Annotated in this window: 15 protein-coding genes and 1 pseudogene; 14 read left to right on the forward strand and 2 right to left on the reverse strand. The window is 60.1% G+C overall.

The features are described 5' to 3' along the window. Positions 1-322: 322 nt before the first annotated feature. Together AC1DQR_RS39070 and AC1DQR_RS39075 are read right to left on the reverse strand one after the other, a co-directional pair. Positions 323-538 carry a helix-turn-helix domain-containing protein gene (locus tag AC1DQR_RS39070; protein ID WP_477135020.1) on the reverse strand — a complete coding sequence of 72 codons (216 nt, stop codon included), beginning with the start codon at positions 536-538 and terminating at the stop codon, positions 323-325. Between the two features lie 1,139 nt (positions 539-1,677). Then, positions 1,678-2,379: a hypothetical protein gene (locus AC1DQR_RS39075; protein WP_477135021.1), complete on the reverse strand. Its 702-nt coding sequence runs from the start codon at positions 2,377-2,379 to the stop codon at positions 1,678-1,680. 897 nt (positions 2,380-3,276) lie between these two features. Here AC1DQR_RS39075 and AC1DQR_RS39080 point away from each other — a divergent pair. The 14 genes and pseudogenes from AC1DQR_RS39080 (at position 3,277) to AC1DQR_RS39145 (ending at position 15,634) form a co-directional block, all read left to right on the forward strand. Continuing rightward, positions 3,277-4,329 (forward strand): CpaF family protein, encoded by a 1,053-nt coding sequence (locus AC1DQR_RS39080; protein WP_477135022.1) that lies wholly within the window; start codon positions 3,277-3,279, stop codon positions 4,327-4,329. Positions 4,330-4,346: 17 nt separating this feature from the next. Continuing rightward, positions 4,347-4,691, forward strand: a complete 345-nt coding sequence (locus AC1DQR_RS39085; RefSeq protein WP_183032537.1) for a prepilin — start codon at positions 4,347-4,349, stop codon at positions 4,689-4,691. 1 nt (position 4,692) lies between these two features. Further along, positions 4,693-5,022, forward strand: coding sequence for a VirB3 family type IV secretion system protein (locus tag AC1DQR_RS39090; RefSeq protein WP_253927847.1), 330 nt, complete (start codon positions 4,693-4,695; stop codon positions 5,020-5,022). Then, positions 5,016-5,219 (forward strand): annotated as a pseudogene (locus AC1DQR_RS39095) (hypothetical protein); the annotation flags it as partial. The gene AC1DQR_RS39090 and the pseudogene AC1DQR_RS39095, both read left to right, overlap by 7 nt. An 11-nt stretch (positions 5,220-5,230) precedes the next feature. Continuing rightward, a complete protein-coding gene (locus AC1DQR_RS39100; RefSeq protein ID WP_477135023.1) occupies positions 5,231-7,684 on the forward strand; it encodes a VirB4 family type IV secretion system protein in 2,454 nt (817 codons plus the stop codon). 14 nt (positions 7,685-7,698) lie between these two features. Beyond that, entirely contained in the window at positions 7,699-8,451 is a 753-nt protein-coding gene (locus AC1DQR_RS39105; RefSeq protein ID WP_477135024.1) for a TrbJ/VirB5 family protein, read from the forward strand. A 23-nt stretch (positions 8,452-8,474) separates the two neighbouring features. Further along, complete coding sequence (locus tag AC1DQR_RS39110) at positions 8,475-9,548, forward strand: type IV secretion system protein (protein WP_477135025.1); 1,074 nt, start codon at positions 8,475-8,477, stop codon at positions 9,546-9,548. 14 nt (positions 9,549-9,562) lie between these two features. Then, the gene (locus tag AC1DQR_RS39115) at positions 9,563-10,825 is read left to right on the forward strand and encodes a TraI domain-containing protein (RefSeq protein WP_477135026.1); all 1,263 of its coding nucleotides are present in this window, start codon (positions 9,563-9,565) and stop codon (positions 10,823-10,825) included. A 2-nt stretch (positions 10,826-10,827) separates the two neighbouring features. Next, complete coding sequence (traD, locus tag AC1DQR_RS39120; protein ID WP_477135027.1) at positions 10,828-12,684, forward strand: conjugative transfer system coupling protein TraD; 1,857 nt, start codon at positions 10,828-10,830, stop codon at positions 12,682-12,684. Positions 12,685-12,693: 9 nt separating this feature from the next. After that, positions 12,694-13,200: a hypothetical protein gene (locus AC1DQR_RS39125; RefSeq protein ID WP_150984873.1), complete on the forward strand. Its 507-nt coding sequence runs from the start codon at positions 12,694-12,696 to the stop codon at positions 13,198-13,200. After that, entirely contained in the window at positions 13,175-13,492 is a 318-nt protein-coding gene (locus AC1DQR_RS39130) for a hypothetical protein (protein WP_477135028.1), read from the forward strand. The genes AC1DQR_RS39125 and AC1DQR_RS39130 overlap by 26 nt, the downstream gene beginning before the upstream one ends. Then, complete coding sequence (locus AC1DQR_RS39135) at positions 13,492-14,109, forward strand: IncC plasmid conjugative DNA transfer DtrJ family protein (RefSeq protein WP_477135029.1); 618 nt, start codon at positions 13,492-13,494, stop codon at positions 14,107-14,109. Before AC1DQR_RS39130 ends, AC1DQR_RS39135 begins: the two co-directional genes overlap by 1 nt. A gap of 64 nt (positions 14,110-14,173) precedes the next feature. Next, positions 14,174-15,037, forward strand: coding sequence for an ATPase (locus tag AC1DQR_RS39140; RefSeq protein ID WP_477135030.1), 864 nt, complete (start codon positions 14,174-14,176; stop codon positions 15,035-15,037). 9 nt (positions 15,038-15,046) lie between these two features. Beyond that, on the forward strand, positions 15,047-15,634 hold the full coding sequence (locus AC1DQR_RS39145) for a UvrD-helicase domain-containing protein (RefSeq protein WP_477135031.1): 588 nt from the start codon (positions 15,047-15,049) through the stop codon (positions 15,632-15,634). The last annotated feature ends 113 nt before the right edge of the window (positions 15,635-15,747 follow it).

Genomic DNA, 15,747 nt, shown 5'->3' on the forward strand with positions numbered 1-15,747 from the left:
AGTTTCGACAGCATTCCCAAGTTTCGACAGCATTCCCACAGACACCCCACATGTCCGCGCGGCCTGATCAATTGGTAGGCCTTGGGCAGCGCGAGTCGCGCGCACCCTATCCCCAAGATGGGAGCAAATCTTGATCGTGGCGCGGGATGGCAACGTTGGATCTGGCAATGGTCGCGGCATGTGCAATACAAAGAAATGAGAGCCGTGAGAGTATCGGCCACATGGTTATTTCACGAAGATGAAAGTATATCGGAGACCGGCTTGCTTCGTACCATGAGCTTCTGAAGAACTTTAGGGGAGCACCCCGGCGCCGGCCATCAAATCAAAGTGTGCTGAAGAGATCGGCAACACTGATCCGTAAAGCTGTCGCCAGCGTTTCGATCGCATCGAGAGAGGGATTGGCACCTCCTGTCTCTATGCGGCTCATGTAGGTACGGGCAAATCCCACTCGATCTGCAAAAGCCTCTTGGGAGAGGCCTGTGGCTTTCCGTAGGTCTCGAATGCGCGTGCCAAAGCGCCGGCGTAGGGTCATTTTCATAACCCCCTACTGTGGTGGGGTGCACACCAATCGTACACACACTAATCGTGACATTCAACGCAAGACTGGCTACGCTATGCCGACGCGAGACGCGATCGTCGACATCGTTGTCGACTCCAAACGAAAGTACACGGTCACTATGAGCGGAATGTTTGTGATTTGGCATACGGCCCGCAACGCGGGCGAACTGGCGCGCGCCGCCGCTCCATACCACGCACTCGGAATCGCCATGGCGCGAGGGGATTCGCCCCTAGTTGAGCCACATCATGCTACCGCGCTGAGGTTGCGTGAGCTGGTAACTGCGTATCTGCGATATCAAGCCGGTGAGGTATACCTTCATCGGGAGGCCATACAATGCGTTTCCGCCTGTTGTGCGTACTGGCAAGGCCGGAACGCGCTGCCCTGCCGTTGGCGGCAGATCCGTAACCTGGTGGTACGATTCGAATTCGATCTCGCTCGCTCCCTGTTCCAGCCTAGCCGGGTCTATGCTGTCGGACAAGAACTAGCACGAGTGACTTCAATCGAGTAACTGACCAGGCTGGTGCCGGCGGGATGTCGGCGGTTCGGCGCCACAGTATCAACCGCCATCAATCGATGCCCTGACCGTCATTTGTACATGGCCTGTCGTATGGCCCGGAACGCTCCATCTGGTCGACCAACCCCATCCTTGCCACGCGATGCGATGAGTTCGCTTTGCTATCTGGTCCCATGCTGGGCACAGATGCCGTACCCCTGCCATGCTATTTACAGTCGTTGCCTGCCCTAGAAAGGTGGAAAGGGTTGAAGATCCCATTGCTCAGACCCGAACGGCAACTATGCTGTCTGGTAACCTCACTAGGTAACCAGTGTCGGCCTCCGGCCCTTCTCTCCGCTTGCTCCATCGTTCAGGATCGGGCGATGGGGGAAAGCGCCCCGGCCCAAAGCCCCATCCCGGCCCCTATCAACTAACTGGCAGTGCGCCAGCAGCCGGTGAGCACTGGATCTATTAGCGTCTGGCAGGCCACGCGGTGGGCTGAACCGCAGTCGACGCCGGTTGGCTCGACACAGGAGACAGCGGTGACTCCGTCTGCGTTGGCGAACTCGCGGCGTTCGAGGAATCCGATGGCGCGATTTGTCCTGGGCTCGGCAGTCAAGCCCCCCTACAAACTGGTAAGTATCTCGCGCTGCGGTTGGCCAACGTACAGAATCCCTCCGCCCGCAAGGGGTACGGCGACGGCAAACATCGACATATCACGTCGCCAGAACGCGTACCCGACGAGGGGCTTTCCCCTGATTAGGCAGCTACGCGGACCGTCAATCCGCAATTCGACAGGACACAAGCCGGAATCCGAGTCGACCAGGATGCCGTAAGCAACACAGTTGCCCGGGATACGAGCCAACAAGCGGTAACCAGCTTCGGTGGCTGTTACTTCTATATCAAGTTTGCCCCCCTCCTCAAGCGCCCAGACCTGCCCGACGAAATTCCCGACCAAAGAGTCCTCACCGGGAAATGACGCCAGCTCCTCGATTCGCAAGAAAACGCCCTGCTCTTGATCCGTTCCGGGCAAGAGACGCAGAGTGATCTTCCCTTCCTCGGTCAAATCGCTGACCAGGGCCACATCCCTTGTGACGCCCTCGAATGGGATGCACTCGACTGCGGAGACCGCCTCTGCCAACGGCTCTTCTATATACAAAAATCGCTCGGACCGTGCAGGCACTCCACCAAACAGCAGCAAGGTGGGACCGCCCCCACATCCGCTTGCGCCGACAACTCGGCAACCACAGGTCGTGGTGCCTTTGAGCAAAGCCTTCGCAACACTCGGTAACGCAATATTTGAATTCAGGCCTAAAGTGCTATCCACAATTGCCGCTCCCCGTGGTCAAGGCAGGTCCATAGAGTCCGGTCCGCTCGCTTGGTGACACTTCGGCAGTCCCGACCATATTTCATTAACGCACAGCGCCGTTTCCCGACTACCTCGGTGTGGCATTTTTTTTTTACATTCGGCATCCAATTAATACATTGGCTTTCATGGATGGCGATAACTGGGTAGGGGAAATGGCAAGCATCCTGTCAACGCGACCGCCGACAGGACGGCATAGCGTGAGCAAACCGTTCGCGCAATAGCTTCAGCCGGAAAAAGCGCCATTCAACCCTATGCTCAGGACACGCGGATGGACCCCACTTGATAGGGGTAATCGGCCCCGAACCCCTGATGGCTATAGGTTACTGGGCCGAACAACAGACCGCCGACGCAATCTCTGTAGATTTTGTAACGAATCCGCCATCTCGGCTTCTTAGCATCAGGTATTTCTGCCTACGATTGCTGTGACGAGCACGATACCGTTTGCGCTGGGTACCACGTGAACGGGCCTGGGAGCCAGCCGCACAATCATCACCCCGCGTCATCGAACCCATGAGCCTTTGGCGAAACGCCGTGTTCAGTAGAACCCGAAAGGATATTGACAGTCGCGCCTCGCGTTGAATCATGCAAGACCAGAAAGGCGACATGTTTGTGTGAGCTTTTCGGGGAATACTGTGAATCATGATTAACGGTCATCCCGAAACGCAACCGGGATTCCGGGCTAAGCAAGTCCATTAGCCGGCCTGAAGGGATGCGCACAAGGTCGTGACATGATCCGTAGCTAGCCACGGCGCCGGGCGCAGCACAGCCCTCCTCTCCGATATTCTGAGAAAACTCGCGAAAATCGTAGAGCTTTCGACGCTCACGTCATCCGGTAGCGAATCAACAATAGCGGGCATGTCTACCCATGCCTTCGACCACCCCGCACTACAGCTGAGCCAACTGGAAGACAGTGCCGTCGGCATGTTTTTCGAGTCGCTGTCGCCCGTCCGTCCGTACATGGAGTCCTCCGAGGTAGCGGAGGTCATGATCAACCGCCACGACAGCATCTGGATCGAGCGCAGGGGCCAGTTGCTCAAGCTCGACATCAAGCTCGATCCTGCCATGGTCGAAGGCGCCGTCAGATCGCTCGCCTCGTCCGTGCAGAAGTCGGCTGTTAGAGGAACGCACCAAGGCATCATCAACGCCGGTCATCAAGGCTTGCGCATTGCAGCCGTGATGCGACCGACCGCGATCGACGGCCATGCGCTGAGCATCCGACGCCATCGCGACACCAATCTGACCCTTGCCGACTACGTCAGGATGGGCGCCTTCTCAGCGGCCGTCGCAAAAAGCCGCGAAGCCGAAGCCCCGATCTTCCCGCCCGGCGCGGTGGACGACGAAGTCATGCACGCGCTCGCAGGCCTGGTTCGCCAGCGCAAGAGCATCCTCGTCGCCGGCGGCACCTCCTCAGGCAAGACCACACTGCTTAACGCCCTGGTCGGCGAGATTCCCGACACCGAACGCGTGATCACCATTGAGGACACGCAAGAGCTCAAGTTGAGCGTGCCTAACTCGGTACGGCTACTCAGCAATACCGACAAGCAAGTCACAACCCAAATGCTGGTCGCGCTAAGCCTCCGGTTCCGGCCAGACCGGATCCTCGTTGGTGAGGTCCGCGGCGGTGAGGCGTTCGACTTCATTCAGGCGCTGAACACCGGCCACGATGGTGGCATGGGGTCCCTGCACGCGAGCACCGCCCGCTCTGCGCTCTCGCGCCTGGAAGGCATGGCCATGCTTGGCATCCCGCCAGGATCTCGCTGGGAACTCAACGATATGCGCAAGCTCATCGCCGAGTGTTTCCACTATGTGGTCCACATGCGCCGCACCGGCGAGCTGCGTCACCTTTCCGAAGTCCTGGAAATTCAGGGATTCGACGACAACAACTACGTACTCAAACGGGTCTTCTAACCAGGAGCTATTGACCTATGTCCTTTCGCAACTCCCTTAAGGCAGCACAGAAGCAGTTGGCCACACCGCCCGGTGTCGCGTTGTTGCTGCTCATGGCCGTCGCTACTCCCGCAGCTGCCGCTGACGCTAGCTTTCTGTCCGGTCTCACCAACACCATTTGCGGGATTGCAAGCTTCTTCAACACCACGTTCCTGTTCGTGGCCGGCCTGATCATCATTGTGCTGGCCGCGATTGGCATCGCCAACGCCGAGTCGACCATCATGAAGTTCGTCTCGTTCGCAGGCGTTGGTATCGGCATCGCGGCGGCAGCTGTCCCGATCCTCAAAAACTACGGCATCGGCGCCGCGTGCTCCGGATTCTGACATGCGCAGCCACCACGTCAGCCGCTCGCTTTCTCTTCCGCGCATGATCGGTGGCGCGGTCCGAGGCCTTGCCATTGCCAATGGCACGATCACAGCATTGCTGATCTACGTCACCTATAGGGCCGGATGGCAGTTGCCCGTGGCGGCATTGGTCTTCGGCATCGTGGTTCACGGCCTGCTGCGCTGGATCACCACGCGGGATCCATGGTGGAACCAGGTCCTGAACGTCTTCAACCACTATGGCGACGTCTACGATTCGATGCCTTGGCACGGTCGCATGCACGCCCGGTTCCGCCGTCCCTACGGCTTTGATAGCGACCTACCATGCTGAAGCGCCGCCCCCTACAAGAAATAGCTCCCTGGCTCACCCCTGTCACACCCGAACTTGTCCTGAACAAGGACGGATCCCTGCTGGCAAGCTACGAGTTCAAGGGCATTGACGCGGACGCGCCGGGCGCCGGCTGTATCAGCTCGGCGAGAGATCGACTTAACCAGGCCTGCCGCTCATTGGACAGTCGGGTGACTGCTGGCGACCTCCCATGCTGAAGCGCCGCCCCCTCCAGGAGATCGCTCCCTGGCTCACCCCTTTCACGCCCGAGCTTGTCCTGAACAAGGACGGATCCCTGCTTGCAAGCTATGAGTTCACGGGTATTGACGCGGATGCGCAAAACGCCAGCGATATCAGTTCGGCAAGAGATCAGCTTGACCAGGCCTGTCGCTCTTTCGACAGCCGGGTGACTGCGTGGTGGCGGTTGCGCCACCGGCGCACTAAGCGATACGTGGGCGGTGAGTTCGCGTCTCCGTCCGATGCGCGCATTGACGAGCTGAACCGGCAGCACATGACGACCGGGAAGTACTTCACGAACACCCATAGCCTGCATCTGGCCTACACGCCGGAAAACGGGATGGATAAGGTGTTCGACAAGATGAGCTACCACATGACCGTTGGAGGTCGGGCGTTTTTGCCAGCGGCGGTAGAGACGACGAAGGACATTCTGCTGGCTCGCAACGCATTCGCCTTCGACGTCGAGAGGATGAGCGCGGACGCGAAGCGCTTTGAATCGATGCTGGATGCCTTCAAGGGCGGGGCCGTCCGACTGGGGTTGAAGCGGCTGGTTATGCAGGACGCGCTGGCCGAACTCCATCAGACCGCCAACCCGACTGTGCCTCAGCGTCGCATCCGCTATCCGATGACGTTGCTCGACACGCACCTGACCGAGTCAGAAGTCACGGCCGGTGCGGAGCGGCTGATCTTTGAATCCGCGCATGGCAAGCGCTATGGCRCCATCGTCGCTGTCAAGGAGTGGCTCGGCTTTCAGGAGGCGGCCCTTGATGTGCTGACCCAGATCGATGCCGAACTCGATATCTGCCTGATGTTCCGGTTCCTCGACACCGCCAAGGCGACGAAGCACATCGAGGCCGTCCGTCGCTTCTACAAGATGGCTGCCTTCAACGTCTGGTCGATCATCAAGCAGTATGCCTCGAAGGAAGAGGCGGAGAACGACGAGGGACGTGAGCAGCTCGCCAAAGAGGCCGGGGCGGCACTGAAGCGTCTGACCGCGGAAGGCCAGCAGCATGGATTCGCCAACATCTCCATCATCGTCTACGGCGACACGGAGAATGAGCTTGAAGACTCCGTCAGCGAAGTGGTGGGCGCGCTGACGAACGCGGGATTCGGGTCGATCCGGGAGAAGGCAAATCTAATGCCTGCCTGGAACAGCACCCTGCCCGGCCGCTGGGACAAGCAGCGCCGGCTGCAGTTCGTTGAGACGCCCGCCCTCTCCGACATCGCGCCGGTCCGAGCCGTCCACAATGGTCCGAGCTTGAACGGTTGGCTCACCGACAAGGCCGGCATCGAGATCCCGCCGCTAACTTGCCTGCCCACGCGCTACCGCACCGCGCAGAACCTGGACCTGCATCAACCAGGCGGCAACGGCCACCTGCTCATGCTCGGCCCCATCGGCGCTGGCAAATCGGTGATGCTGAACTTCCTGATGTCGCAGGCTGGTCGGCAAAAGGCGCGTCGCATCCGCTTCGACAAGGACCGCTCCACCCGCATCACCACGTTGCTTGGCGGTGGCAAGTTCATTGATATCACTGGCGAGACCCAGGCCGCGACGAAGGTCAATCCGCTTGTGCTGGTGGCAGAACCTGCCAATTTCTCGTACCTGGTCGAATGGCTCGGTCTGGCGATGGAAGACGACGAGTTTCGGCTCTCCCCCCAGCAGCGCACCGACATCTTCGAGGCTGTGCAGATCCTGTCTCGCTATCCGCGCGAGAAATGGACGCTGACCCACCTCTGCACCTTGCTGCATTCAGACCTGCGCGAGCGCCTGCAGATGTGGACCACGGGCGGCCAATATGGGCACTTCTTCGACAACGTGGAAGACGCCTTCGACGTGAGCGACGACCTCGCCATCGAGATGGGATCCCTGATGGAGAAGTTTCCTGCGGCCGCGGTGCTGTTCGTGGACTATGCCTTCTATCGCATCAAACAGACGATGGACGGCATCGCGCACGTCGTCATCGAGGTGGAAGAAGCCGGCTTCTTCTTTAAGAACAAGAACGTCTATAGCCGCCTGGAGAACTGGGTCACAACGATCCGCAAGCTTAACGGCGCGATCCGCATGGCGACCCAATCGCTGCGGCAAATCGTCCGTGTTGCCGACTTCGAGATCCTCAAGGACAACATCGGCTCGCTGATCTATCTGCCGAACAACCAGGCGCTCACAGACACTGATCTGTACTGCGACACCTTCGGCCTGACCCTCGATCAAGTGAAGATGATCAATGACGCCGTCCCGAACCGCGACTACCTGTTGGTAACGCGATCGCAGACCCGCATGCTGCAAACCAATTTTTCCGACGAGATGATCGCCATGCTGCGCTCGGACGGATATGCCCAAGCCGTTCTAGACAGGCACATGGCATCGGGCGAACCAGGCTGGCAACAACGCTATGTGCGCGAGATCCTCGCCCGCGCCGGCAAGTAAAGGAGATTCTCACCATGATCAAACGCATGACTGCCGCTGGCATCCTGGCGCTCGCTATGGGCTCCGCTTCTATGCCGGCATTCGCAAGCGGCTGGCCAGTCTTCGACGCGGCCAACTTCCTGAAGAACACACTGACAGCTGCTCAGGCCCTGAAGACCGAGGTGTACGAAAACACCAACATCGCCTACCAGTACAAGATGATGTTGAATCAACTGGCGCAGGCCACAGGTCTCGACCCCGCCGCCCTGGCGGAACAAGCCAATGCCACCAAGGCCGACATCTCCAAGCTTGAGGAGTACGGCCAAACACTGCAGTCCCTCTATGGTGGCATTTCGGAAAGCGCCGACTTTCTTGCGCGTGTCCAAAGTCTTGTGGTTGTGTCTGGAAAGACGCCTGAACAATGGTTCCAGGACCAACGTACGCTAATCAGCAACGGCGACAAGGCAGCTAAGCAGCTCTTCTCCCTAGCTAGCAAAATCGCGGGAAACAATCAGTCTCTGGCGAAGCGACGGGCAAAGATCCAGGAAGACATGACGCTCTCCCCTACCGCCCAAGCGACCGCCGAAGCGACGAATCACATGCTCGACGTGCTGGCCAGCCAGAACAGCGACGTGCTGCAGCTCATGAGTGCCAAGGCACAGTCGGATGCCACGAAGGACCAGAGGGCGCTGGCTTCCGACACCGAGGCCACGAACGTGACGCAGCAGATCCAACGCGATCAGGAAGCCCAACTCAACAAACTGCGCCAGACGGTGTTCAAGAACTGATGCGTACCTTTCGAGCCCCTGTCATGCCGTCACGCTTCGTGCGTCTGCTGCTCGCCGCCTTCGCGGCGGTCCTTCTCAGCCTGAGTGCTGGTGCCGCAATCGCGCAGAGCGAAACCGTGGATCTTCCGGGAACAGGAACGCCAGCCGGTAGCGGGTCTGCGAGCAGCACGCAACCCGGTAACGACAAGCCGGTCTATATCTCCCCGCCGGGAACGGTTGCGGAAGGGCTCGGAAAGGCTGCAGGGAAGATCCAGGGTCTGCGAAGTGGGCTTTCGGCGGGCGCACTCAGGCTTAGCGATACGGTCCGATCCGAAGCAGACAAACTGGCCTTCGGCTTGGGCGTCATCACGCTTGTCCTGGCGGGCTTCCGCTTCGCGGGGACTGGGGACGCGACCGCTGCGTGGACCGATCTGTTGGAGGAATTGACCCTCATTGGGATCTTTGCCGCGATCTATGTCGGCTATGACCAGTTCGGGCCGGGGATCTTCGAGTGGTTCAATGCCTTAGCCACGCGGATCAATGGCGCAGAGGTCACCCCGGGCGCAAGCATCATCACAACGGCCGGCAAGCTCTGGGATTCGTATGTCAGGATCGCCACGAGCGGGTTCAGCCTAGAGAACATCTTGAAGTCCATGGTTGCTGCGATCCTTCTGTTCCTTGCCTTTCTGGCCTGCGCGTTTGCAGCGATCATCTTTTACTTCTTCACGATGCTTGGAGAGTTGCAAGTCGCAGTAGGCGTGGTGGTCGGCCCGATCGCTGTAGCGCTAGCCTTCTCGTCTTTTACGCGTCGCTACTTCACGGCATGGCTCGACTACATGTTCAGCGGCTCGCTGTATATCGTTGTCGCGGCGATCATTTCCCGTCTCGTGACAACCACGTTGGACTCCACGCTAGGCAGTGTCAATGATGCAGGCACCGACACGATGGCGGCCGGCGTGTACGCATTGGCAATTTCGATCATGCTGATACTGATTTCTCTGGAGATCCCCGCTATCGCCGGCAAGCTGTTCGGCACAGGCGGAGGCGTCTCGGGCGGCGGTGCGCTACGTGCCGCTGGCCGCGGTGCCTGGAAGCTCGGCGGGAAGATGGTGAAGTGAACATGCATACCCCAATGACCACCGGCGAGCTTTTGGCGGCACACCAGTCGCGCACCGACCTGATCCGCCAGTACGCCAACGAGGCCGAGCCGGCAGTATTCGCGAAGAAGTGGACCGCGATCCTGGAACGGTGCGCCGTCTGGTTCTCCTCGATGCCGCTACGCCCTGAAGAACACGCGGAGCCAGGCGGCGCGTTTCGTGCCACGGTCGAGGTGGCCTACTTCGCCATGCGCCTCTCGGGTGGCCAGAAGTTCGGCGCGGATAAGCCCTCCGAGCAACGTCGGCGCCTTGAGCCGCAATACCTGTACGCCCTCTTCCTCGCAGCGTGCTGCTCCAGACTGGACGAGCCATGCAGGCATTTCCAATTTCACCGCGCAGTTGACGGCGCCGAATGGCTGCCGGCACTGCACGGCGCCTTTGGTCCATGGCTGGGCGATGGCAGCTACCGTGTGACACGCCGTGCGGCGGCGCTGCCCGTCGAACGCATGCGGACTGCCCTTCTCGCCCGCGAGATTCTCGGCCAGGACATCCTGGCCAGCCTGGACAGCGAAGTGCTGTCGGAACTGTTCGCCGCCATCAACCCCGAACCCCGCCCGGTCACGCTTGAGTCGCTGCTGCACAAGGTGGTCCGACTTGCCGTCGACGCCACCACGAGCTTTGAGCTGAAGGCGCGTCGCGCGGACTTTGCCCCAGTGGGGACGCCGGCACCGCCGGCGGACTTGCTCGCTGTGGGATCTCTGCCCCAAGAGTCCGTGAAGGCTGCCCCGGCTGATACCCCGCCCCATGCCGTGGTGCCTCCGACCGAGAGCGCCGCAGCCTCCGTCATCTGCCTCTTTGCTGCCGCTGGCGCCAAGGGGACTCCGGCACCTGAAGCCCGCGACGCGACACCTCAGCAAGATCTCCCCAGCCCCCAAGAAGTTCCACGTAGTGCTCAGCCAATGCAGCTGGATAGTGGGCGCAGCCTCCGTCGCGGCTCGGATGAATTGGCCGCGCCCGAAGGGCTCGCGGACGTCCTCGGGAATGCATCCAACCTGATGCGCGAGTTCTTCCTCGCGTTGGCGCAGGACATGACAGCGGGGAAGGTTCCAGTGACCTGGGCGGGCAACCGGCTTGTCTTGCCAAAGCGGGCGCTGGGCAACTATGGGCTGTCTAGCGACACGCTGATCAACAGCCTAAAGAAGCTGTCCTTTCTGGCGCGAGTCCAGGGCACCGATCTCGTGCTGACCGAGAAGATCAGTGCCGTTCTCGCATCGCGCCCTCCGGTTCAGGAGGCTTGAGCATGCGCCATTATGTGAACCACTTTCGGCCGATCTTCGAGATGCGAGCCGCGACCGGGTGGCTCGGTGCATTGGTCCTGCTGCCATTGTCCGGGATGCCGCACTGGGGATACTTCGCCCTGCTCTGCCTGGCTGCATTTTCACTGCGCGCGGCGCAATTCTGGAAGGCCCTGAAGTTCCGCATGGCCATCTCCACGAAGTGGCTGACCAAGATCCGCATCGAGGCCCTCCTGCACACCACGGCACAGATGCGGCGCGATGAAGACGCCATGTACCTTGGCACCGGGTTCGAATGGACACAGCGTCATTGCCAGATCGCTCACGACATCCTGCGGATGCCCACCAACGACATTCCCGGCTTGCCGAAGTGGCTTCCCAAAGAGGTGGCTGCCGTCGTCGAGAGGCAATTCGCCCCGGCGAATGCATTACGGGACCGGTCTCCGCAGGGCAAGTCCTGGATCCACGGGATGGAGCCGAAGAAGGTGCACGTCCCGCTCCATTACAAGGCGCTGCCGGGCCACACGGCTGTGGCAGGAACGACCGGCAGCGGCAAAACCCGCACCTATGAGGTCATTTGCACCCAGGTCGTTCACGATCCGGACGACATTTTAATTATTGTCGACCCTAAAAATGACCGCGAATGGAAGGAGCGCGTCGAACGCGAATGCGCCCGCGCCGGCCGAAAGTTCCTGTACTGGAAGCAGGCGGCGCCGTCCGAGTCTATCCGGCTCAACCCGCTAGAAAACTGGTCGCAGCCGTCGGAAATCGCCAGCCGGATTGCCCAACTGCTAGAAGAGGGTCCGTTCCGGGACTTCGCATTCCTCTTCATTGACCGTGCCGTCAAGGGCGAGCTTTACGTCGGTGACAAGCCGAACCTGCGTTCCATCCTGAATTACGCGCAGAGCGGCATCAACAATCTACTAGACCGCGCTCTGCGTCGCTTCTTCGCGGAAATGGGATTCACCGCCTGGGAGGACGAGGCGGGATCCTACATGCAGCAGGTCGGGCAGCGCCCCGGCGGGACGCTGATCGAGGCCATGGTTCGTTTGTACACCGAGCGGTACTTCAACGTCGGCCGCGGCCACGAATCCATCGATGGCCTGGTCGGCACCTTTGTTCATGACCGCGACCACTACATGCGAATCATCGCCTCGGTTCTTCCGCTCCTGCAGATGCTTGCCACTGGGGAGACGGGGCTCATGCTCGCCCCCAAGGCGGACGATTTCACCGATGACCGCGAGATTTGGGACATCGACAAGGTGATCAAGCAAAAGGCAGTGCTGTTCGTCGGCCTGGACTCCCTCTCCAGCAGCATCGTCGCGAAGGCCATCGCCTCGATGATCCTGTCCGACGTCGCGTCGGTGGCCGGCGCCATCTACAACTTCTACGCCAAGCCGCCTAAGGTCGTCCTGGTCATCGATGAGGTGGCCGAGGCGATCAATGAGCAGGTGATCCAGATCCTCAACAAGGGCCGCGGCGCAGGCTTCAATGCCTTGGTCGCCTTCCAAAGCCGCTCCGATTTGGAGGCGAAACTGGGAAACGCAGCAAAAATGATGCAGGTTTTGGGGAATCTCAACAACCAGATCATCTTACGATTGGAAGACACGGACACGGCCCAGTGGTTCTCGGACAAGGTTGGGGAAACGGCGATTCAGAACATCACCACCACCAGCAGCACGAGCACTGGATCCGAGGCACATATCGGCGAATTCAACGGGTCGGTTTCGCGTTCGACGCAACTGGAAAAAGCGCCGCTTATCCCGACTCAGCTGATCACTATGCTGCCCAACCTGCAATATTTTCTGCGCATCTCTGGTGGATCCGTCTACCAAGGCCGGATTCCCATCATCGAAGGATAGTACGCCGACATGCAATCAAGTCTGTTCCGCGCAGTGGTCAAGCAATACAAGCTGTCGCCGAAGCTCTCGCCGGCGTTCACGGTGTCCCCCGAACTGATCGACGCGTGCAGCCGTGTTGTCGACTACATCGGCCTGAACTTCTGCATCCGGGAAGAGCCGCTGGTCAAGGAAATGCTGGTCGATGCCATCCAGTCGTACCGGGCCGCGCGTAAGGCCGGCGACGCGAACATCGCCTTCATGCAAGGACTGTTTTCGCGCTCGCACGAGCTCTACGAGAAGCGATATGCCGCCTTCAAAGGTGAGAAGTACAACGTCTGGTATCCGTACAACGAACCGATCCCTGTGTTCGAGGCAAGGCAGGAACCGGGCTATGTATGCCGCGTTGTCGACGAACCCTGCCCGGGCGTCGTGACGCAGCGCAGCGCTGCCTTTCAGCTCGCCGCCCGCGTGCTGACTGGTCACACCTTCCGTCGCTACTTCGAGGAATACGATGTCGCAAAGTTCTATGCTCAGTGAGATGGGTGTGTCCATCCGCTACGCCGTGGAGAACGTCCGGATGTTCCCGGTCAAGCTCGCAAGCCGCTTGTCCGGCGTGGCTTGGGACGACGCTGCAGGCATGCAAGCGTGGATTCGTCAGGACATGACGGCGGAGAAGCGTGGCGCCATTCCGGAAGAGTTCCGTTACGGCCGCGCAGCATTCTGCTTTTCGCTCATACGCCTGTCGCTCGTGAAGCCCAGGCATTTCTGGGGTGCCGTTGGCTCGCTGGCCGTACTGGCCATTCTCCTTCTCCGCCAGTGGGTGCTGTGATGGCAGGAAGCCGATTTGCCGGGCATATCCGCGTCTGGTTGCTCGCCGCACCCCTGATGCTTTGCGTGCTCGCACCGATGCTGCCGGAGAGCGAGCGCTTCGAGATTGGCGCCGACGAGCAGACCTCTGTCGAGGCGGTCCTGGGTGAAGTGCGCGCCTCTGGCGCCACAGGTGCCGCGAACGAGCGGTTTCGTGCGTGGTTCGTCGATTCTGGGTTGTTGCGCTCCTCGCTATCCGGTTCAGCATCCAGCTCCGCCCTCTCGGACGCTGGTGCGTCAGACCTCGGGAGGCGGTGGGTGCGCAACTTCTGGATGACCATCTATCGCGCGCTGTATCGGGCAGCCGTCGCACACACCTGGGCGTTCGGCGCCATCATCTTCCTGATCGCGATGCTCAACGACGGCGCCGTGGCCAGGCGCATCAAAGCTTCTGCCGCCGGATTCGCGAGTCCGCTCTCCTTTCACCTCGCCGCGCACGGCTTGCTGGTTACGTTCGGCATCGGCGCGTCGGCGCTTCTGGTTCCCGTGCCGCTGCTTGCTTACTGCTGGTCGGCTGCGGCACTTCTGGTCGGGGTGCTTGGCTGGCGTCTTGCAGCCTCATTCCACGTCAATCGCTAGCTTGTCTCGCCTTATTTTGCATTCAATTCGCGGACCCTATACCGCATCAACGGAGAAACCCCACATGAGCACCGCAGAACATATCGACATGATCGACGATGCAATGACCCTGCCGGCCGAGGTCGCCCTCTCCGGCGACCATCCTTCCACAGCCGGAACTTCGGGGTTTACCGACGCAGGCCCGCTTGAGCCGGGTTCGGTCGAGCATGAGCTTCAAGAGATGGTCGATGCGGCAGACTCACTACGCAAGGACGGTGTGATCTCCGCCGCTGACGCCGAGAAGAAAAAGGCCGAAGTGGAGAAAACTCGCAAGCTGTTCCGCGAGTTGCCGCCCGAGCAACGCGCGGCCATCGTCAAGCGCCGCCGCGACCTGGGTCTGCAGATCCTGAACCGCGAGCTCGCCGGTGCCGCAGTGGTGGCAGTCGACCTGAAGCTTAACCACACACGGCTCCGCCCGCTGTTCCTCCAGTCGTGGCCCTACCTGAACCGGATGAGCCTGAACCTGCAGCGCTTCGGTGCGGATACGTTCAGCCGAAGCGAACTGACTACCGTCAACGACTTCCTCGAACGTGAGCTGGCCAAGCTTGAGGACTACGTCGACGAGCAATTGCGCGTGGCGAAGGCTTACTGCGAGATGCGCGAGGCGGAAATGAAGGCCAAGAACGACATCATCTTCCGGCCCACGGTTACCCGGCCATCGCTGGAGATGGAAATCCAAGCGTACTCACGCTTCTCGCTGCGCGGGCTGCAGGTTCTGGTCAATTTCGACAAGACGATGGACGAGTTTGATTTTATGGTGTGGAACGGCATCCGTGATCAGTCCGACGTCAATGACCAGGTGAACAGCTTCCTGCGCAAGTTCCAGCCGCTGGCGTTGCGTAGCTACACTACGCACTTGAAGTTGATGACAACGATCCGCGGCATCTAGAGCTCATCGATGCCCGCCCCGTCTCTCGATAGACTCAACGCCGCCCAACGGGAGGTCGTGCTGCTGCGTAGCCACTGCGTTGCGGTCGCATGCCCTGGTGCGGGTAAGACCTCCACTATGGCCACGAAGGCAGCGCACTTGCTGTCGGATCCTGAGGTCGTTGTGGGGGCCGTCTCCTTCAGCAAGGATGCGGCGCTGGAACTGCGCGAGCGCATTCTCGCGCTTGCAGGGGAAACTGCTAAGAAGCGGCTCATTGCGGGGACGTTCCACTCCTTGGCCTATAAGCAAATCCGCGTGAAAGGATCGAAGGGCCAAACGATCCTGATGGATGGCGAGCGTCTCGCATTAGTCGATCAGGCCTTGCAAGCGGCGGAGCTCGATTGGAAGCTAGACGATGCCATCAGAGTCATTGAGAACCTCAAGACTGCCCTAGCCATCGTGCCGACAGAAACCCCTGAAGGACGGCTTCTGGCTGCCTATCAAGACTCCCTTGAACGAAATGGGGCGCTTGACTTCCATGACATGCTGCGTCATAGCGTAAGTGGGATGCAATCCGGGTCACTCAAGCCCTATCCTTTTCTGTCAACGCCGATTTAAAAGTGACCCACTTTCCCAAGATTCGCCGAAGTAAAACTGACCCACCTGGGTCCTGTCAGCCGGCCGTCTTCGCGGTAGTCCGACTGTTCGTTTGCCCTGCCCGGCGCTTGTCC

The organism is Cupriavidus sp. 05L411, from assembly GCF_056398045.1.